The organism is Candidatus Atribacteria bacterium (genome assembly GCA_011056645.1).
Classification (GTDB): domain Bacteria; phylum Atribacterota; class Phoenicimicrobiia; order Phoenicimicrobiales; family Phoenicimicrobiaceae; genus Sediminicultor; species Sediminicultor quartus.
This window is the reverse complement of record DSEL01000064.1, coordinates 1-22,029: the sequence shown is the minus strand read 5'-3', so window position 1 is coordinate 22,029 and position 22,029 is coordinate 1. Positions and strand designations below refer to the sequence as shown.

12 protein-coding genes are annotated in these 22,029 nt (G+C 34.0%); 4 read left to right on the top strand and 8 right to left on the bottom strand.

Annotation, left to right across the window (positions count from 1 at the left end; translation table 11 throughout):
- Together ENO17_02400 and ENO17_02395 are read right to left on the bottom strand one after the other, a co-directional pair.
- A partial coding sequence (locus ENO17_02400) for a hypothetical protein (protein HER23890.1) occupies positions 1-499 on the bottom strand: 499 nt, incomplete at its 3' end.
- 490 nt (positions 500-989) lie between these two features.
- Complete coding sequence (locus ENO17_02395; GenBank protein HER23889.1) at positions 990-2,294, bottom strand: hypothetical protein; 1,305 nt, start codon at positions 2,292-2,294, stop codon at positions 990-992.
- A 474-nt stretch (positions 2,295-2,768) separates the two neighbouring features.
- Between ENO17_02395 and ENO17_02390 the strand changes: the two genes are divergently transcribed.
- From ENO17_02390 to ENO17_02375, 4 genes are all read left to right on the top strand, one after another.
- The gene (locus ENO17_02390) at positions 2,769-3,746 is read left to right on the top strand and encodes a hypothetical protein (GenBank protein HER23888.1); all 978 of its coding nucleotides are present in this window, start codon (positions 2,769-2,771) and stop codon (positions 3,744-3,746) included.
- A 194-nt stretch (positions 3,747-3,940) separates the two neighbouring features.
- The gene (locus ENO17_02385) at positions 3,941-5,020 is read left to right on the top strand and encodes a hypothetical protein (GenBank protein ID HER23887.1); all 1,080 of its coding nucleotides are present in this window, start codon (positions 3,941-3,943) and stop codon (positions 5,018-5,020) included.
- 4 nt (positions 5,021-5,024) lie between these two features.
- Positions 5,025-9,305, top strand: a complete 4,281-nt coding sequence (gene amrB / locus ENO17_02380) for an AmmeMemoRadiSam system protein B (GenBank protein HER23886.1) — start codon at positions 5,025-5,027, stop codon at positions 9,303-9,305.
- Positions 9,306-9,310: 5 nt separating this feature from the next.
- A complete protein-coding gene (locus tag ENO17_02375; protein HER23885.1) occupies positions 9,311-11,932 on the top strand; it encodes a DUF3160 domain-containing protein in 2,622 nt (873 codons plus the stop codon).
- Between the two features lie 167 nt (positions 11,933-12,099).
- Here the strand turns inward: ENO17_02375 and ENO17_02370 are convergent, their stop codons facing one another.
- The 6 genes from ENO17_02370 to ENO17_02345 form a co-directional block, all read right to left on the bottom strand.
- Entirely contained in the window at positions 12,100-12,264 is a 165-nt protein-coding gene (locus tag ENO17_02370; protein HER23884.1) for a YHS domain-containing protein, read from the bottom strand.
- A 197-nt stretch (positions 12,265-12,461) separates the two neighbouring features.
- A complete protein-coding gene (locus tag ENO17_02365) occupies positions 12,462-12,995 on the bottom strand; it encodes a hypothetical protein (protein HER23883.1) in 534 nt (177 codons plus the stop codon).
- Positions 12,996-13,127: 132 nt separating this feature from the next.
- Positions 13,128-14,285: a hypothetical protein gene (locus ENO17_02360; GenBank protein HER23882.1), complete on the bottom strand. Its 1,158-nt coding sequence runs from the start codon at positions 14,283-14,285 to the stop codon at positions 13,128-13,130.
- Between the two features lie 146 nt (positions 14,286-14,431).
- Positions 14,432-19,075, bottom strand: coding sequence for a hypothetical protein (locus ENO17_02355; protein ID HER23881.1), 4,644 nt, complete (start codon positions 19,073-19,075; stop codon positions 14,432-14,434).
- 116 nt (positions 19,076-19,191) lie between these two features.
- On the bottom strand, positions 19,192-20,979 hold the full coding sequence (locus ENO17_02350; protein HER23880.1) for a hypothetical protein: 1,788 nt from the start codon (positions 20,977-20,979) through the stop codon (positions 19,192-19,194).
- Between the two features lie 415 nt (positions 20,980-21,394).
- On the bottom strand, positions 21,395-22,029 hold a 635-nt coding region (locus tag ENO17_02345; GenBank protein HER23879.1), incomplete at its 5' end, for a protein-L-isoaspartate(D-aspartate) O-methyltransferase.

Genomic DNA, 22,029 nt, shown 5'->3' with positions numbered 1-22,029 from the left:
TTATTATACCAAGAATAACATTATCTGAATCTGAATGCTTGGAACTATTTTTTTCTAATTCATTAATTAAAGAAAAATGTAATTTAAAAGCTGTGATAAAATCTTTAGAAAATAAACTAGCCATTCCGATTATATATTTTGCAGAAAAACCCATCTTTTGCCCTTCTATTTTAAACCCTAAAACTTCATTCATAACGGGAAAAAGATACTCTCTGGGAAATATTTTAGACATATCACCACTAAAAGCAGTACTAACAGGCTTAGGTATTAGATTATGTATAACACTAGCTTCTAATTTTAAGTAATAACATTCCTTTCCTTCATGCATTCTTTTTGCACAATGGCCAAAGACTAAAAAAGTACAATTGGTTGATTTGTGATATTTGATGCAATTTTTTTGTGGATTTTCTTTTATTTTTTTTGAATGGTAATTAGATAGGTTAATAACTTGAAATTGCTTATAACTTCCCGAATTAATTTCTTCTCTAATGCTGTCCATTAAATAATTTTTTAATCTTTCTTGGATTGGTTCATTTCCGCTGTGATTGCTATCGCGATTCCAATATTGCCCTTCTGATTTTTTTTATTTTAGTCGAAAGATCCCAAAATAGATATTCAAACAATACAATAATGGCAAGTAAGTAAAAATTTAGATCGTTTAAATATACTGATATTCCAGAAGAAAACCAAAGAAAAATAGTCCTAGTTATAACCGTAACAATTGCTATTGGATTTTGCCAATTATTAGTTAGTAAATTATTAAATAATTCTACTATTATATCTTTCATGTTTTTCCTAATTGTTAAAATATTGATATTTTAAAAAATATCATAGAAAAATTTAGATTCAAACTTTAACATTTGCTTTTTCTATTTTTATTTATATTTTACAAATTTGTATAATCTGCTCCCAATTCCCATCTTCCTGATAAAACCATAGATAAAACGCCATCACAAAAATAAACATATTTAATAAATATGATTTAAGAATTACTCGTCTCTCTTTTCAACCCCCCGCCAGGTTTCAAATACCGGCAAATTATATTTATTAGGTTTTTCTTTTGGTGTGTAAACAATCACATAATTCATATTTTTCCACCCAATAAAACCATTTCCTTCGCTGCATTCATAATAATTTTTTATCCAGGTTCCTGTATTTAGATAAAGGGATTCACGTATTTTTCCATTATCCTGCTGGTCAAGGAAAAGTGGTAGTTGTAAGGGAAAATGGGTATGTCCCATGACTATATATTGGAAGTTCTCGTTCAGACCATGGAAAAGTTTAATCGCCCCATCACTATCATTATGATCGCTTAACTTACTCATCATATATTCTATAATCCCTGATAGTTTTTCGAAGGATAATATTTTAAATTTCTCTAAACAAAAAATACAAGCTTGAATCATATCTACTGTGTCAAAGGGGTGATACCATTTGTCATGATGTTTGTACCAATTTTTTACAAATTTCAAATCATTAAATTCATTCATTATTTCATCTATGGTATCTTCAATGATATCTTTTAATACCATATTTTCTTTTACTTGAAAAATAAGCCATTTTAAAGTTGCCCAAAAAGGTCGAATGTTTCCTATTTCTTGAAAATTATATTTTAACCGAATTGAATCTTCACTACTTAGTGAATTTTTTAACTCAATATTTTTAAATAATTTATAAGGAATCTTGGTTAATATTTCTGTTGTAACAGGATCCCCAATCGGAACTGATCTATAATCTAAATCGGTATATGCAGGTCCTCCCTCATAATTGAATTTATCAAATATATGTCCATGTGTAGCATATACTCCATGTTCAATATTAGAAAAGTAATGCTCAAAATTTTCGGCATTATTAGCACGTAAACCTAGAAGCTCTATTACTTTTTCTTTCAATTCATCTATCATCCAGCATAACCTGTCGTGGTTTCCGGGTATATAAATCGTTTCAACATTGGTGTCTTTAAATGTATTTTCCAGATTTTGTTTGGAGAATAAATTGAAGGTATCTTGGTTTTTTTCAGCAATTTTATCTAATATGATTTTTGCTCTTTTTTTCATGCTTTCAGTATTGTTTCCCCAGGGCCTATCTTCTTCTTTTTCCCGGAACCATTCTTCAGCTCTAAGAAGATCAAATATGTCACCTAAAAATACTATCTTTAATTCTTTTTCTTTATTCTTGGTTTTTTCCGAATGCGTTTTAATATCTGATAAAAATAATTTAAAAGCAGATGTAGGAATGTTTTGTTTTCCGGCAGTTTCATCTACAAAGTGTAAATCGCTAATAAAAACTAACATACTATTTCCCCTTTTTTTATTTAAATATCCATTATAATTAATTCGACAAAGTTTTGGAAAGTCCTTCTTTTTGGAGGAAAAAGTTATTGGTTATTATAAAAAGTATTACGAGATTGCCACGGATGATATTAAATATTAATTGAATATCATCCTCGCAATGACAATTACTGGATCCCATTCCCCGATCAGGTTGAGGACAGGTTTCATGGGAATGACAGAGGGGGGCGGGAATGACAGAATGAAGCGCGGCAATGACAATATTTCGCAATGACAATACTCCCCTATATTTTTAAATAAATTTATATTAAAATGTATTAAATAAAAAGGGTTTTTTGATTTAAATGGCGAATTATTATTATATAGGGTTAAGAAATATTTAATTAATAGGTAGACGTGGAGGTTGAGATTGCCACACTCCCTATGGGAGTTCGCAATGACATTTTTAGGGAGAGAGAGATATATGGAGATGGAGAAATAAAAAACTTTAAAATAGAAAAAGACCCGGAATTAGAAGATTTATTGGCCAAATGTAAGAAAAAGGGAATGAAGTTCGGATTGGCTTTGGGTAGCGGTTCTGCCCGCGGCTTGGCGCATGTGGGAGTTATTCAGGTTTTAGAAGCATACGGCATTCCCATTGATATGATTGCGGGTACCAGTATCGGTTCGGTCATTGGTTCTTTATATGCTTCCGGTGCTTCAATAGAACATCTGGAAGAAGCAGCTTTATCGATGAAAATAAGCAAAACCTTGTTTTTATTGGACCCTGCTCTACCACATTCAGGTTTCATTAAAGGTCACCGCGCAGAAGAAATTTTAAAAACCATTGCTTTAAAACATAAAACATTTGATGACCTGAATATACCGTTTGCTGCAGTAGCAACGATTATTGAAAACGGAGCAGAAGTGGTGATTAACCAAGGAAAAGTAATTGATGCTGTAAGGGCAAGCATTTCCATTCCCGGTATATTTACACCGGTAAAGTATCAGGATTATTACCTTGTGGATGGAGGCTTGGTAAACCCGGTTCCGGTGGATGTGACAAGGAACATGGGTGCAGATATCATTATTGCAGTTAGTTTAACTAAAATAATATCCCGAACCATTACCTTGAATATGAATAACGCTGCAGACAAGATAGAAGATGTAAAAGTTAAAACGAAAGATTCAAAAATAGAATTAAAATCAATCATCCATCAGAAAATTACAGAGGCAAAATCATCCTTCAAGACTCCCGGCATCTTTCACATCATTAGCCAAACGATTGATATTATGGAATCAAAAATTATAGAAAGATCACTGGAAGGAGCTGATATCGTCATTGTTCCTTTTGGCCTCAAAGGTATCCATGACTTTGATTTTGATAAAGCAGAAGAGCTGATTAGAGGGGGTATTACTGCTACACTGATTAAAATACCTGAGATCAAGGCAGTTATTAAAGCAAAATTAAAATAAAAAAAGAATATTTAGTTTCGTTTTTAGTGAATTTATTAGAAATGGGAGGAGAAAAAATGTCTAAAAATATTTTTAAAATTATCTTGCTTTTTATTTTATTATTTTGTCTGTCGAATTTTACCTTCTTTATCTATGCGGATACCACAAGCGAAGAAAGAGTAGAAAATACTGCTATTGATCTAACTTATGCTGAAATGGAAGCTCAATTTGTTAATAATGTATTTATCACTAAAGATGACGAATTTAAGGTAGTGGTAGAAAAGGATTTAGAATTGGAAGATTTGTTGGCCAAGTGTAAAAAAAAGGGATTGAAAATTGGTCTGGCTTTGGGGGGCGGCTCGGCACGAGGATTGGCCCACGTAGGTGTTATTTTAGCACTTGAAGCCTATAATATTCCTATCGATATAATCGCCGGCACCAGTATTGGTTCAGTGGTGGGATCTCTTTATGCTGCCGGAGCTTCTATTAACCAGTTGGAAGAAGCTGCTCTCTCGATGAAGAAAAGCAAAACGCTTTTCTTAATAGATCTTGTCCTTCCTCATTCAGGTCTGATAAGCGGCGAAAGAATAGAAGAAATGTTAAATGATTTATTTTTAGAGGGTAAAACTTTTAATGACCTCAAAATTCCTTTTACAGCTGTAGCTACAGAAATAGAAAGCGGAGCAGAGGTGATCTTAAATCAAGGAAAACTAATTGATGCTGTAAGGGCAAGTATTTCCATTCCCGGTATATTTACACCGGTAAAGTATGGGGATTATTATCTGGTAGATGGGGGAGTAGTCAATCCGGTCCCGGTAGATATAGTCAAGATGATGGGAGCTGATATTATTATTGCTGTGAGTCTGGCGAAAATAGACCCTTACACTGCCGTATTGATGATTGATAAAGAGACTGGCCATTTAAAAGAGGTAGAAAATTTAGAGGGTTTAAGAATAAATAAAGAGGAAAACCCAAAATTTAAGGATACAGAAGAAACTATTCCTTTAGTTGAGGAAGAAAAAGGGATATTGAAACAAGCAATAGAGAAAGTAACATCAAAATTTGAAGGCCCTAATCTCATTGAAATAATCAACCAATCTACCGATATTATGGAATCAAAGATTACCGACCAATACCTGGAGGGGGCAGATGTTCTCATCGTCCCCTTTGGAATTAAAGAAATAAATCTTTTTGATTTTGATGAGGCAGAAATACTGATTAAAGGTGGCATTATGGCTACTCTGATTAATATACCAGAGATTAAAAGAGCGATAAAAGAAAAACTACGAGAATGAAATAATGGATACCATGGTAGAAGCTAAAAAAGATAATGATTTTCCCTTATATCTAGGAATATTCTTTTTTTCTGGTTCAGTCTTGCTTTTTGAACTCTCTCTTATGCGAGTATTTTCTATTCTCCAATGGAATTATCTGGCTTTCATGATTATTAGTATCGCTTTTTTAGGATATGGAGCTAGCGGAACTTTTTTATCGGTCTTTTCTTCTTTACTGAAGAAAGCTGAGGGGATAAAATTATATAAATATCTTTTCTTCTTTTCTCTGCTATTCTCTTTGGGTTCTTTATTCTCTCTATTTATCATCTCTAAAATCCCCTTTGACCTTTATCGGATAACTACAGATAGATATCAATTACTGTACTTAATAATTTATTATTTAGCCATTGCTACACCCTTTTTCTTTGCCGGACTTTGCATCTCTTTAGCTATATCTAAATTGCCCGAAAAAGTAAATAAAATATATTTCTGCGATTTAGGAGGTGCCTCGATTGGTTGTATCTTTTTTTTAATCATAGCTAATTATATAAGTTTGAGCCATTTATTGATTATCCCTCCCTTGTTCTCTTTTTTAGCTTCTTTTTTATTTTCCTTAAAACTGAAAGACAAAAGATCATTCGTTTACATTGTGATGGGGATATTTATTTTTATCATTTTATTTTTCGGTGGAAAGAGCTTTTATTTTTTCCCCATCAATCCTTATAAAAGTTTATTTACTTTATTGCGTTATCCCAATTCCCAGATAATTGATCGCCGGGAGAATTGTTTCTCCAGGTTGGAAGTAGTAGAAAGTGAGGGAGTAAAATACGCCCCAGGGTTAAGTTTGAATTTCTCGGGAGAGATTCCGGAACAGTTGGGCCTGGTTACCGATGGTGATGGATTGAACGCAATTACCAAATTAGGCGGAGAAGATTATTTAAAAAGGCTAAGAAAAATAGAGTTTTCAGATTACCTTCCTTCTGCCTTAGGATTTCATCTTATAGGGAATTTAGATAATCCGGATAAGAAGACATTAATCATCGGACCGGGAGGAGGATTAGATATACTGGGAGGAATTTATAATGACATAGAAGAGATCTGGGGAATTGAGATGAATCCCAATATCAAGATCTTACTTCAAAATAATTATGGCAATTACTCGGGAAATATTTATAACCGTGAGGGAATTAAAATTTTAACCGGAGAAGGAAGGAGCTTATTAAAAGGATTAGACCAAAAGTTCGACTTGATTCAAATTTCTTTAATTGGCTCATCCAATACTGCTTCCGGAGGATTTTATAGCATATCAGAAAACTATCTTTATACAATAGAAGGATTTATCGATTTTTGGCAGCATCTTTCTGAGGGAGGAAATTTGAGTATAACTCGTTGGCTAAAATTCCCGCCTCGAGAGATTGTTCGTCTTTGCAGCATCAGCTTAGAGACTCTTAAACAAATGGGAATAGAAAAACCGGAAAATCATCTGGCTATCATCCGTAGTTGGGCTACCTCTACCCTTATTCTAAGAAAAAAAGAAATAGGAGAGGAGGAGATAAGAATAATTAAAGATTTTTGTGATAAAAGGAACTTTGATACAGTCTATTTCCCAGGAATTAAGGAGAAAGATGCTAATATAAATCATATCCTGGAACAGAATTATTATTATCAGGAAATAGACCAATTGATAAATAGTTTTAAGGAAGATAAATTAAAGGATTTTTATGATAGTTATTTCTTTAATGTTTCGGCAGTCACTGATAATCAACCTTACTTCTTTTATACTTTAAAATGGCAAAATATCCCTAAGATAATCAAAAGTACAGCTAACTGGCAGTCTTTAATAGAATGGGGAAACTTAATTATATTTGCCACTTTCCTTCAGGGAATCATATTTAGTATCATTTTCATATTTTTACCTTTAATTTTAAAGGGACTCCCTATAAGTAAAAGAAAGGTAAAAATTCCTTTTTTGCTTTATTTTGCTTTTTTGGGTTTAGGATATATGCTTTTAGAGATCTCTTTTATCCAAAAATTTATCCTCTATCTAACTAATCCTGCTTATTCTACCTCTATTATTATCTTCTCTTTCCTGTTCTTCTCAGGTTTGGGAAGTTTATATTCTCAAAAAATAGAGAAAAATTATATTGAAAATTTAAAAATTATTATACTTTTCCTATGTGTAATTTTAATACTATATCAAATTATTTTACCTCATATTTTTAGTGATACTTTGAAATACGGTTTGTTAATAAAAATATTAATTACTGTGGGTTTAATTTCCCCTCTGGGATTTTTAATGGGTATGCCCTTCCCTTTAGGGATAAGGCTGATCAGTATAATAGACCAAGGAAAGGAAAAGGGATTGATTCCCTGGTTATGGGCAACTAATAGTTTCTGTTCTATTATCGCCTCCGTCTCCGCAGTGATAATAGCCCTCTTCTTTGGGTTTCGAGTAGTGGCTATGCTGGCTACTCTTGCATATCTTTTTGGATTTCTAGTTATAACCAGGGGAACAGGGAGCAGGAAAAAGGAGAAAAGAGAATCATCCCCTGTTCCTATCCGCATTTTGATTATTTTTCTCAGTATTACTTTAATATTAAACTTCATCAACATATCAGAGGTTTTTGCATCTGATTCGGACAATAAGCAAGATATCGTTTCCGGAGTAGTACCCCATCATTTGTTAGCCAAGGATATAATTGAGGATTTTTTTAGTTATATTTCCTCTCAGGGAAAACCTGAAATCATAGTGATACTAGGCCCTGATCATTTTAAAAGCGGAATACTTGGGGAAAATAACTCCTTCATTACTGTTAAATTAGATTCTGATATCCATAATTTCAAGAACTTAAAAATTGAACCATTATCGTGGGAAAAAATATTTAAAGAAAATAAAATGATATATAACAACTCTGCGGTTACTTCTGACCATGGAATAATTACTCTCCTTTCTTATATAAAAAAATATTTGCCTGAAACTAATATTTTACCCATTTTGATACCTGCTAATATTACCAAAGAACAGATGGAAGGATTGATAAAGACAATTAATAAAAATACTCTTCTTGATACTATTGTTATTGCTAGTGTAGATTTCTCTCATTACCTTCCTTCCAGGGCAGCTGATTTTCATGATATTACGAGTATCAGGGTTTTGTTAAATTTTGAGGAAGAACATTTTAGAAACATAGAGGTTGACTGCTGGCAAGCTCTGTATGCAGTCAGACTTTTTGCTAAATTACGACAAAAAGAAGTACCTCACATTATTGCGTATAAAGATTCTATTGATTTTTTAAATTTGGAATTAGAAGAAACCACATCTTATTTAAGCGTAGTCTTTGGAGAGGATAAATCCGCAGACTACCTATCTGACTTATCCCTTGAGAATTTTAGTTCGGGAATAAAAACTATTTTATTGGTAGGAGATATAATGTTAGGTAGGGGAGTTGAAGGCTTAATTAGGAAAAATAGTATTTACTATCCTTTTCAAGAAATTAATCAATTTTTAAGAGGGGTAGACATTGTTTTTGGAAATTTAGAAGGTCCTATTGTAAGTAATCCCCCTGAATTTCCCACCAATTCTTTAAAATTTGCCTTTAATCCAGAATTAATTAAAGGAATTTTCCGGAGTCATTTTAATTTATTTTCTTTAGCGAATAATCATACTCCAGATATGGGAAAAGAAGGATTGGCAGAAACAAAAAAGTGGTTAAGAAAATACGGAATGGCTTTTGTGGGTAATCCTTTTTCCGATAGTTCGGATAATCTTAGTTATTCTTTTATTAGGGACAATATAACTTTTTTAGCTTTTAATCAAATTTTCCCCTTCATTCATAAAGAAGAAGAAATGATGAAAGCAATCAAAACGGTCAAATTTTTAAATCCCGATAATTTTTTAATCGTAAGTATACATTGGGGAGAAGAATATCAGCTAACTAATTCGCAGACTCAACAAAAATTAGCTTATAAGATAATCGAAGCAGGAGCAGATTTAATTATTGGCCATCATCCTCATGTAGTACAAAATATTGAAAAATATAGGGGAAAACTCATCTTTTATTCTTTAGGAAATTTTATCTTTGACCAATATTTTTCTCTCGATACTCAGCAAGGTTTAGCGGTAGGATTAGAAATTTACCCTGATAGACTATCCTGTCGACTTTTCCCTCTCCAAATTAATTTAAGCCAGCCTGCCTTAATGAAACAGAATAAAGCTAGCGAATTTTTAATCCAATTAGCAAAACGCTCAGATGATAAGTTGGTAGATGAAATAAAGGGTGGTATAATAAAAATCGAAAGGCGATAATCATTATGTTAAATTTATTTTATAAATTAAATTTTCAAAATATAGAAAGACAAAATAGCGTCAATTTATTGAAGATCGCCATATTTTTTTTAGTCTCTATTTCCTTCTTCGCTTATGTAGGAAATGCCTCATGCGGAGTCATTCCAACTAAACAATTTATCGAACCGAATAATATGCTTCCGGGAGAATTAGAAATTATCCCCAGCATACCTGCCTATCCTTTACCTTTGAACATGACAAAAATTAATAACTTTCAAAATTTTTCTGAAAAAATACAACTTAGTCCTGAAGCTCTAACTCTTTTACAAAAGAATGGTTTCGTAGTTATCCCCACTCCTCTTGATATTGGAGAACAAAAAATATTTCTTATGTCTTCCCGTCAGAATGCTTACCCTAAAGATGATTTCGTAGCTTATTATAAAGCTATAGGAGAAATTGATTTACCCATTTTTATCACCACCGATTCCCTTTTACATTATTATCATATCTTCTTCGATACTACCTTGATGAAATTAGAAAGAGATCTTTTCTACCAAGATATATGGTTGATAAGTAAAAATTTATTAGAAAAATCTCTGGAAGAATATAAAAAAAGTAGTGGGGACTTAAAAGAGGCAGCTAAAAGGAATATAGCTTATCTTTCAGTAGCTTTAGAGCTTTTAAAACCAAAAATAAATCAGGTAATGAATGAGGAGACCTTAAAGGAGGAATATTGCCATCCGGAAATGGATCCGGAAGTTTGCAAAATGTTCATAGAGGGTGTAAAGCAGTATTATGGGGATAAAGCCAGTTTTAAATATTTCAGTGAGACAGAATTCAAGCAATATAATTTTAAAATACCTGATTTGGTAAAAGAATTCACCCAAAAAGAAATAAAATTAATTGAAGAGCATAAAGGCTGGGAATATTCTCCAATATTTATCTATCAAGAAGATTATTCCCAATATATCCCCCGAGGTCATTACACTAAATCGGAAAAACTGAATAATTACTTTAAAGCTTTAATGTGGTATGGGAGGATGACTGCCCTAATCGAAGGATCTACTCTTTTATCTCCCGGAGAATCACTGTGTACCGGTAATATGGGTGGAATTATTTCTGAATATGATGCCCGAATTCAAACCCTGCAAGCCTTCTTATTGGCTAACCAATTTTCTCAGAGTCAAGGCCTTCAGGAAAGGTGGAATAGAATATATGTTATTACTTCTTTTCTGGTGGGATTCTCCGATGATTTAGGTCCAAACGAATATAGTGAGGTGTTAAAAGAATTATATAAAGGTGAAATAGATCCCCAAAAAATAGGAGAAAAATATTTAGAACTCAAAGAAGCACTCTTAGATTATCCTTACAATCCAAAAATTTATAGTGGATTAGGTGCTTGTGAATTATTAATGCCCTGCCCCCCTCTTTCCGAGGAAAAAATCCAGGCTTTAAAAGTACAGGCCAAAGAACTTTTGAAAAAAACCAAAGGATTCAGATTAATGGGTCAGAGATTTACTTTGGATTCCTGGATTTTCTCTGAAATTATTTCTCCTTATAGTGGAGAATATATGGGACCAAAACCTTCCTTGCCAACTGAAGAAAAACCCTTTACTTTTAGCTGGGACGATGCTTATGCTGAATATAGAGGAGATCGTCCTTTCACCTGGGTAAAGACGGATGTAAAAGCCTGTCCTCCACCTGCAGCAAGAGAGGTTAGAGGTTTCCCGCGAGGATTAGATTTAATTGCCTTATTAGGCTCTGAAAGGGCAAAAAAGATATTAGAAAGTTCGGGAGATACCCATTATACAGATTACGATAAGAAATTTGCCGAACTAAAAATTTACATTGATTCTCTTACCAAAGAAGATTGGTCTAAAAATCTTTATCTCAATTGGCTTTATGTGTTGAAATCATTAAATGGTGAATTCGGTAAAGGTTATCCTACTTTTATGCAAACCGAAGCCTGGCAAGATAAAGAATTAAATACAGCTTTAGCCTCCTGGACCGAATTAAGACATGATACCCTTTTGTATGTCAAGCAGAGTTATACTATTGCTGAGATGGGAGGAATATTTGAACCTCCTCCGGTAGTCGGTTATGTTGAGCCAGTCCCTGAGTTTTATGGCCGGCTGTTAGCTTTAAGCGAAATGACTAACCAGGGATTCAAAAATTTAATCCCTCAGGAAGAATTGGAAAATCTTATGATAGAAGCAGGACTTAATAAATTTGCAGAAATATTAACTAAATTGCTGGAAATCTCGACAAAAGAATTGGAAAATAATACATTAAATGATAATGAGTATAGTTTTATAGAAAACTTCGGCAGTATTTCTGAAGATCTAATCAGGACTGTTTCAGGAGGAGAAGTTGAACCAGAGGTCTTTAAAACAGTTTTAGTGGCCGATGTCCATACAGATGGTAATACTGAAAAAATTTTAGAGGAGGGAGTAGGTTATATTAAAACTGCAATAATAGCTTACAAACTTCCGGAAGGCCATATACTTATAGGGGTGGGACCAACCTTTAGTTATTATGAATTCAAACAACCCATGGAAGATAGATTAACTGATGAAGGTTGGAGAAAAATATTGAATTCCAATCCCCCATCCCAACCTGGGTGGATCAAGTCCTTTCAGGGTGATTAATAAAGCTCATTTAAAAACATATTTATTGCCATTAAAAAAACTCATACAAAAAATTGGGTAAAATAAAAAATTCAAAAAGCCCTTTGCAGGATTACAAAGGACTTTTTGAATTTTTTATTTTTACTTAAGGAAATTTTAATTGCTTTTAGCTATTGAATTATATATTATTAATTCCAATCTTCTGTTTCTTCTTCTAAATATTCTTCCGGATTATTTTCAAATTCGTCACGGCAGTCTTCAGAACAAAAAAAATAATGCTTCCCCTCATGTTCAGTACTATATTTGTCTTTACTTATATCTTCTCCACATACGATACAAAATTTTTTGGCCATTTTTTCACCTCCTTACCTAACTAAATTTTCGATTTCATATTATATCATACAAGTAAAGCGATTTTTAGTAGTTTTTTAAAAATATTTTTAAAAATTTTACTGATACAGGGGACGGTTCTCTGTATCATTTACAAATCAATAAATTAGAAATTAAAAGGAACAATAGCACTCTTTATTCTATTTAACTATTCTTTCTCTTATAGATTAATCTTAATAGAACAGACTATTATTATTATATCATTCAGATATTTTTCAAAATTTATCTCATTAGTACTAAAACTAAAGGAATAAAATAGATCTTCGATAATTGAATCATAGCGGATAAATTTAAGTGTATCCTTCCCGAATTTCATCGTATACAAAGTCCGCTGAGCAGGATATCCGGAAAGTTTACCCGGAACAGATTCCAAAAAGATTGCACCTGCTTCTTTCAAGGTGTCCATATTCACAGAATATAGTTTGGCAAGCGTATATTCTTCTCCAAATAAAGGTGTTGCCCGTAAGGTCAGGGTTCCTTTAGAGTCAGGAGTGTAAATAAATATTCCTCGTTCCTGAGAAGAATAATTAATCCATTGTTCTGGATAAATTAAGGAAATATCGAAATATGTATATTGATAATGATAAAAAATAAATCCTGCCGGTATCTCTGGACTCTGCTCTTGTGCATTAACTCCTAAATAAAAATAAAAAATTATCAGTACAGCAAAAAAAAGAAAAAGATATTTCTTCATATTTTCTATTCCTCCATCACTCATTTTATTGGTTACTAATAATCAATAATAAAGTTTTCTTAGATTCAGTTTTAGTGAGAGAAGCACTTTTTGTTTTTTAATAATTAAAATTCATTTACTTTATAAAACAGATTACAAATCTTTCTCCAGGTTATAGCCCGGCGGTGTTTTATAAAGAGCTTTTATCATAGACTGCATAATCTCCGGAACAAGATTAAAGTTTTGCCAATCTTTTTGGTCAACAGTTTCTCCTTTCCAAACATCAAATCCAGCTACTCCGCTGAAGGCATGGAGATACAAAGCATAACTGTTTTTAGGATAACCACAGAAAGAAGCATCCGGATTTATCTTTACCTCTGCGGCATATAATTGATAATCCCTCCAATGAGTATCTAGATGAAAACAAAGATTTTGTTCCCGTAAATCCGGATTATAATTCACTTTCACTGGACTTTGAGGATTGTTACTTAAAAGAAAAACAACCTTGTCTCCCATAACCTCATTCCATTGATCTAAGACTTCCTGCATTCTACTAAAATGAGTAGCATCATAGACTTCCACGTAACCATCAGGCCAACGGATGATACGATTATTACCCCATCCGTATTTTTTAATCAATTTTTTTTCTTGTTCAATTAATAAAGGAAATTTATCTAATACCCAAAACTGAACTGTTCTACTATCCTTACCACCTCTGTTATCAATCACTTCACAAGTAACAAAATAATCACCTGTTCGATTAGGAGCTATCCAGGAAGCGTGGGCACCGTTTCCTAAAAGAGCTCCTCCGGTACTAATCCAACTGTAATAAAGTTCATCTTTATCCTCATCAGCAGCATAGCAGGTTATATCACTCGGCTGTCCAATTTCGAGGGAAGAAGGTCGAGCAATAAGACCAGAGATTATTGGAGGATGATTCTCTATCCAGGGTATGGTCTTAATAATTATACCTTTATTTTTGAATTCCTCTTTATTAAGATATATTATTTGTCGCAAAAAACCATAGTTATCGTTCGCAGCTGCATTTAACCATAAAACATCACCTACATGTAATTGTTCTAATTGTGAAGTAGAATTTCTAAATAAAAGAATGCTTTGATCCTGAGAAATATAAACTAATTCTTGAGATGATGATTCATCTAAAACTATAGTATTCTTTGGTATTAGATTTTTATCTACTGTAGAGTATATTTCTGTAGCAAATATTGTTACTCCACAAATTAATATAATTATTAAAGTAACCCAAAAAATAAAAATTTTAAAATATTTATTAAACTTCTCGTGTTTCATTATTAATAGCCCCCTTCTATTTTTCCTCTTAACCTTCACTCTTCATCTAACTTCAACTGTTATTTAATCAATAGACCATCTAAGTATCTAAAAATCCAGTTGATTAATACATTATAAAAATTATTACATTTTTATTTTTAAAAAATTCAATCCGATGATTTTAATACAATTATACTTAAATGGTTAGTGTTTTGTTCTAAAAAAGCATTCACACAGTTAATTATTAAAGTTCGATTGGTTAAAGACCAATCATTGTATGGCTCCTTATTTATTTTTACAGTTAAGTCTTCAGTATCAACCCCTTCCGGTAAATTGATCTGCAAATCTATAAAGTCATAATCTTTGGCTATACCCAGAGCATCTCTGATTCCTACTATTATATGATAAGAATGTTCATATACTACTTGGGAAAGGTCTTCTTCACCGTAATCACTATAATAAAGCCGAACATCGTTGTTACTATTTTTGGGCATATATTTTAATTGCGCTTCATCGTTCATAGATAGATCAGTTTCTTTTCCTGCCTGCGTTTTATATTTTCTTATTATGGGGCGTGACTGGATATTTTCAATTACTAAAGGAATAGAAACTCGAGGAGATAAAGTCTGTATATCCACAAAATTGAAATAGTTGCTTACAATAGAAGGAGGGTTTGGATAATCGACTGAATATATTTTTGTATCAGGAAGTCCTATGGAAAGAGAAATTTCTTCTTGAACATAATAATATCTTGGATAATTTTGGTTAATATAATCTCCGGTTACCGTAATTTTATCTTCTAAGGGTATCTCTGCTCCTTGTTCATTAAAAGCCTGGACCCTGACTTTTAGCCTGGAAGGTCCGTAAGATACTGAGGGAATATAACCCTGAACTTCCAAATGGTCAAGATTGGCTGATCTGAGACGATAAATCTTTTTACCTACAGTTCCAACTAACAAAGAATTCCGGTAAGGAATTACCCTGGTGATATCCATTGCAAATCCCTCTGCCATATTGAGTGGTGTCTGATGAATTGCACTTCCAAGTCTTAGTTGAGATTGCAAATTTTCGGGGAGTTCTTCCTTTAAATTCTTCACCGTTTCCGGTGTTTCGATAAATTCCCGGTACCAGACAGGCTGACCGTTTGCCATATCTACCGCTAATAATTGGTAATTCTGATTAATACAGTAAGAATAACCTGAGTCATCATTCCACAAGTTAATCGTCGTATCCGGCTGAATTCTAACATTGATAACTTGAGAAGTAGAATCCGCATAGTATTCCTGTTCTATTTTATCGGGAAGTGTCCACAGCTGATTTCCCTGGTAATCCAGGCACTGCATTGTTCTGCCGACAATGATTTTGTCGGAAAAAATACTACCCGGATCCTTAATCTGCTTTAATTCGCTTAACTGACCGGAAAGGTAATTATACCGATAACTGTTAGTAAACAAAGATTGCTGATAACGTATTACCTCACCGTCCACCCATTTAAAATGTTCTAATTCTTCTCCACCCAGACTGTAAAGATATTGACCGGCCAGGATATGGTCACCTAAGAGAAAAACTTCCCCATACCTTTTTTTATTTGTTTCCCACAATAGAATTGGTTCACTCATGGTAGAGTCAAAACGATATAAGGCAACCGGCCAACCAGCCAACAGGTAATAACCGTCATAATCAAAACTTCTGCTGTATTCCCGGATACTCTGCTGGGAACCATAGGTTGTCTCGGTAAAAATGTTACCGCTGGTCCAGATTTTATTTCCCGATTGGGTATCAATCATTACTAATCGATAATCATCCGAAAAAGTCAATAATCTTTCATTTTCAGTATCGGGATATATCAACAACAACATCGCAGAAGACTGTAAAGGTATTCCATTCAGACCAGTTACAGTATATTGTAATTCTCCCGAAGCATTGTATTTTTCAATAGTACCGGAGGTGGTAAGTACATAAAAGTTATCAGAATTACATACTATATCTACCGGAATTCCGTTCAGCTCAATAACCCAGTCAGTAATCAGCGGCGGGATAAGATTGAACTTTTTCCATCCAGTATGGCCCCGGTCTCCTCCTTTTGTGTACCAGGGTAAAGATGAGTTATCTGTCAAGGTAAACCAATCCATGAATCCATGATTGTTTTGCCATTCAGATTCAGGTAGAAGCATATTCGGATTAACTCCCAGATATAGGCTATAACTTCCTGCCGGAATGTAATCAAGATTGACTCTACCTAACTTAATGTTTTTGGTTTCATGGTAAGACAGGTCAGAAATCTCTCCTGAGTTAAGAAGAACGTTAACATCACGGCCATTCCGCAGCCACAATTCATAGGGGATGGGTCCCCATTTCGGTATAAAAGGATCATCCTCATGGTATTCATTCCATTTATTGATGATATTTTTAGCTCCACTCTTTTCCGCTAAATCAAAATTTACTACAATATTATTATACTGGTCGAAGGAAAAATAGGCATTCTCAACGGCAAAATCAGGGGGAGTAAAATCTAATTCGGGAGATGAAATAAATTCTATGATATCTTGAATCACATTATTTTCCTGGTTCTCCTCTTCTGTTAGAGCAGATACCTGTAATTGACAATCATGAAGATTAGACCAATAGACAACTGTTTCATCATTGGTGTCATCTATCTTTTTATCAAGGCTGAGTAACAGTTCTACATTAAAAAATTGACTGGAATTGGCTACAAAATCATCGATTTCTTCTTCCCAGATTTTTTCATCGGCTTCAAAATAATGGTTATAATTATTATCAATAAATAAGGATAATTTCAAAGGTACATCCTGATTTTCACTGCTGTGAAAGTCTTTTACCCCTTCATTGGTAACATAAAGATTAAAGGTAGTTTTTCTTCCTGGATAAAGTTCCTCTTCCTGGTAATTGCGGGTATTAAGAGGTACATAATCTGGTAATCTCCAACCCACCTTCAAATCAATGGGAGGAAGAATCTTTACCTGAAAAGGAAATATTATTTTTCCGGCATCAGTATTCCAGAACTTTTCTCTGGGATTTGTAACCTCAACGGCAGGTGGTCTAGGCTGATATTGAGGATCAACAATCAATTTACAATCATATATTCCTGTTTTGTGAAAGGTATATGATACTTCGGATCCTTCTAAGGGATCAGAACCGTAGGGTATTTCCCAGGAAACATTTACCGTAGCATTGGCAGGGCTTTCTAAAAGTTCAGTCTCAAAGGTTACTTCTTCTTCGGGAAATGCTTCTATATCACGGGGTAAAGTTATTATCGGATTTAAAAAATAAGGGGAAAAAGAAAGAGAAGTATAGCAATTGACTTTATTTAATCCTGAGGTCTTTTTGGCACTTGAACTAAGAGCTAGATACACTTCTTCAATCTCAGTTTTTCCATATTCTTCCGCATTGATAGATACCACTCCGCTCCACATCAATATTCCGTCCTGATCTGCCGCAATGGCATTAACACTATTTATGTTTTCTAACATACAATCTGCCAGGTCGTAGGTATAGTATTTTTCATCATCCTTAAAACGAACACCAATGGTAGTCTTACTTTTAATATTTCCCGTCTGTCCCTGGTCACATTGAAACCAGCATCCGATTTTAAAAGGCAACATGATCATAGTACCAGAACCTTGAATTTTACAGATGACGGTATCACAAAGCTCAAGGTTACTCTGGGATATCCCGACATGGCTCTCCAGATTTAAAGAGTAATCCTGGGATTGGTATTGTGAGGGTACATTGTCATATTGAACCCTACCTCCATTTAACAAATCATCATTAATCAAAGATATGGTGGGTCTTATTCCTCCGCTAAAACTATTCACTGCATCAACAAAAAAAGTTCCAAAATCTCCTGAGGGTATATTGGTAATAGAACCACTCTCACCACCGGTAATATTATAAACCATCTGTTCATCGTTATGATTTAGCATAACCATTCCCGATTCCGGACAGGGAGATATCTTATAACCGGTTGTAGTAGGGTAAAGAAATCCAATTTCATTTTGTGATTGTAGGTATATATCCATACCTAACATAAAGATAGCAGGTAAAAAAGTATAAGGATTAGCCACATCAGCCAGTGCACCTGCCATATCACCCAAAGGACCACTGGTCGTAAACACATCATTCAAGAAACTCATATCCGGTACCGGATGCAGCAACTCATCCAGTTCTTCGATATATTCTTCCGAAGGATTATAGGTAATACTATTCCATTGATTCATGGGAGCAATGAAGGTATTGTCCAGCTGCATTAAATAATCGGGCCGATAGGGATTCTGCAGGCTTTCTATTTGATTATATTGCCAGACAGAAGAGGGAGGAATATCGTTAAATTCATAAAAATAAATACCCTGTTGATTAAGAGCAAAATTGATATCCTGCTGAGATAGATTATATTTTACAGAACTTTCTTTTTGTTCCATAGCTATCATTGCATCTGCAAAAGAACGTAAATTTAAAGCTTGCGCATGCAAGGGATCATTAGAATTATTAGCAGAATTAATTACTTCTTGTGCTGAATTCCATAAATTTTTATAGGGAGGTATAGAAGTTGGATAAGGCGCAAACTGAGCAGGCTCAGACAAATAGAGAGGTAAATAATCTCCATAAATCAATACACGATTAACTGTATCTTCCCCCAAAAATGGCGGTATAATAGCATTATCTATATAATTGACATGTACGTGCTCTGCTTCCTCAGTAATTATTTCATCTTCACTTGCTGCCACTAACAATCCCAGATTTAACACTAAAATAGAAACTAAAATAATTAAAAAAAATCGGATTAGCTTCATATTTTTATGCTCCCTTTCCATCTTCTTTAAAGATATATATAATACAAATTATTTTATCTACAGACGATTATTTACCTTTCTCTATTTTTAAAGTAAAATTCTATTTACATCTATATTTATTTAGTTCCTGATCTCGGGATTTCGCGATAACCGGATGATGGTTCTTCGGTGAACAAAGTAATGCTTTCTTGATTAAAAGCTACGTGGTTATCGTTAGGAGATATACGTTCTACTCTAAAGAAAAAAGTAGTAGCTCCGGCTATGAAAGATCTCGGAATGGTTACCAAACCATTACAAGTGTAACCAACAGGATCGCTTGAGGGTGAAGTATTGGGAAGAGTAACATCTATAGTTTGAAAGACTCCTCCCATTGAGCCGCTACCTGGGAACCCATAAATAAGCTTAAACCTTGCTGGAAAACCCCTTCCTCCATCAGCCTGATTGGTAGCAAGTGCATTAATATCCAGGGTTAGGTTGGTATTTCCTGATGGAATATTTTCGAAGGTCCATTCCGCATAATGCTGTAGAGTAGAATTTCGCAGCCAGTACCAACCCTGGATTAGGGTACCATTAGACCTAAACTTATTGGTAGTGAACCCTTCCAAAGAACTAGATTGAGATTGGTCTATCTGATCTGACGGGTAACCAGAGATATTTATGGAAAGTTGATAATCCCCTTCTCCAGATGAACGAGTAACCCTAATTCCCCAAATTCCACTGACATCAGCTGTGTACTGTAGAATTGTTATATTCCCCTGAGGGGTTGGTGAAAATGCTCTGGAAGAAGTAGATCCAGGACGGTATAGATAAAGTTTAAAATTTGCTTCGGGTGGCATAAAAAGTTGAAGACTTATAGTCTGCCCTTCCAAGAGGTTTATATTATACCAATCTACCTTATCCGCTCTATTTAAGAAACCTGTAAAGACTCCCGGATAAAGTGGAATCGAATCATTAAAGGAATCTCCAGCATCGTGATTACTTCCGGCATCATTCTGATTCTGAATATCCACTGAAAGCTGATAATTTCCCTCACCGGAAGAGCGGTTTATCCTAATAAACCATGCCCCGCTAATATCAGCTACGTGTTGGAAATTTCTAATGTTATTTTGAGTTACAGTGTAACCAAGGTTGGAAGTTGATCCCGGTTTTCTTAGAAAGATAGTAAAAGAACCACCGGAAGGTTGAGTAAGTTGGAGATTAATAATTTGCCCTTCCTGTAAGTTTAAACTATACCAGTCTTCTTTATCGATTTGACCTCCTGCTATTTGCCCTCCAAGGCTTCCCTGATAAATACCAGGTTGAATCAAAAATGCATCATTCTGATTATTTGTATCAGGTAATTGGCTACCCTGGTAAAATTGAGTCTCTTGGTAAAGAGGGAATGTTTCTTCTCCAGTAATTTCTGTTATCTCAATGCTTCCTTTTTTAAAGGCAACGTGATTAGTATCAAAGGAAATTCGTTCAATTCGCACAAAGAGAACAGATGCCCTCTGAAGGACCAATCTGGGAATAGTAAACTGACCCTGACAGGTATAGCCAACCGAATCACTCGGTAATGATATATTCGATAAAGTAACTTTTTGGGTTATAAAGACATTTCCGCCCGGTACTTCATAAATAAGTAAGAATTCCGCAGGTAAACCTCTCCCGCCATTCTGACGGTCAGTGGCCAGGGCAGTAATATCAAGGATTAAATCATTATCACCAGAGGGTATATTTTCAAAAGTCCACTGAGCATAGCTTTGAAGAGAATCATCTCGGAGCCAGTACCAGCCATTGATTAAGTCACCATTGGTGTTAAAATCTTTAGGAAGATTTGAGCTGTTGGCAGAAAAAACAGTTAGGCTCATAATAGCAAAAATTGAAAGTAAAATTAGAGGTATAAAAAATTTTTTTATTTTCATGATACCTATCTCCTTTATTTTTCTACAATCTTAAAATATTTTTATTATAAAAAATAAATCTTAATTCTTTTCTTATGACTTCTTATGAACAATTACAGTTCTCATTCCTCCTTTCTGTAAAATATAGTATTAAACCAAGTTTTATTGAAATTAAAAAAATTACCCTCTTTTTTGTCTTTAGGAGTTGGCAACTATAGCAATAAAGTGATTTTTATATCCATAACTTTAATATGGCCTATACTTTGGAATAATCTACTTTTTCAATACATTCAATAATTACTACCTCATTATGATATTCTTCTCTTATGTAAATAAGATTCTATTTAAGTCTAAAAATCCTTCTTTTTAAGAAATATTTTTATCTTATTTTTAGTAGAGCTGAACTGGTTATCTAGAATACCTTTGTCCCTTATCTCTATCTGTTATGTCCAACCATAGGAACAAATCTAACCCCCGTAATTCCTTTAGATTTTATTTGTCCTCCTACCTTCTCAATTTTCATTAATGCCTGGGTCATCCATATTCCGCCAACCGGTATTACGATTCGACCTCCATCTTCTTTAATCTGCTGAAGAAGGGGAGGAGGAATGTGATCAGGTGCACAAGTTACAATTATGGCATCAAAAGGAGCATGTTCTCCCCATCCATAATAGCCATCGCCAATTTTAAAATGAATATTTTTATAACCCAAATTGCTTAACAAACTCTCTGATGTTTTAGAAAGACTATCATATATTTCTACTGTATACACTTCTTTTACAATCTCAGCCAAAACTGCAGCCTGATATCCGGAACCGGTTCCTACCTCTAAAACCTTTTCCCCACCTTTTAACTCTAATATCTGGGTCATTAAAGCTACAATATAAGGCTGGGAAATAGTCTGTCCTTCACCGATAGAAAGGGGATAATCGTTATACGCGGAATCTCTAATATGTTCATCAACAAACTGATGGCGGGGTACAGTAAGCATAGCCTGCAAGACTTCAGGATCGACTATATCTCTGCTTCGCAGTTGATTTAATACCATGCTCTGTCTTTTTTCTCTATAAT

What these genes read in the sequence shown, in the direction of transcription:
- ENO17_02375 (HER23885.1), top strand. Translation starts at nt 9,311, where the DNA reads ATGTTAAATTTATTTTATAAATTAAATTTTCAAAATATAGAAAGACAA.
- ENO17_02360 (HER23882.1), bottom strand. Translation starts at nt 14,285, where the DNA reads ATGAAACACGAGAAGTTTAATAAATATTTTAAAATTTTTATTTTTTGG.
- ENO17_02365 (HER23883.1), bottom strand. Translation starts at nt 12,995, where the DNA reads ATGAAGAAATATCTTTTTCTTTTTTTTGCTGTACTGATAATTTTTTAT.
- amrB (HER23886.1), top strand. Translation starts at nt 5,025, where the DNA reads ATGGATACCATGGTAGAAGCTAAAAAAGATAATGATTTTCCCTTATAT.
- ENO17_02355 (HER23881.1), bottom strand. Translation starts at nt 19,075, where the DNA reads ATGAAGCTAATCCGATTTTTTTTAATTATTTTAGTTTCTATTTTAGTG.
- ENO17_02350 (HER23880.1), bottom strand. Translation starts at nt 20,979, where the DNA reads ATGAAAATAAAAAAATTTTTTATACCTCTAATTTTACTTTCAATTTTT.
- ENO17_02395 (HER23889.1), bottom strand. Translation starts at nt 2,294, where the DNA reads ATGTTAGTTTTTATTAGCGATTTACACTTTGTAGATGAAACTGCCGGA.
- ENO17_02385 (HER23887.1), top strand. Translation starts at nt 3,941, where the DNA reads ATGGAAGCTCAATTTGTTAATAATGTATTTATCACTAAAGATGACGAA.
- ENO17_02370 (HER23884.1), bottom strand. Translation starts at nt 12,264, where the DNA reads ATGGCCAAAAAATTTTGTATCGTATGTGGAGAAGATATAAGTAAAGAC.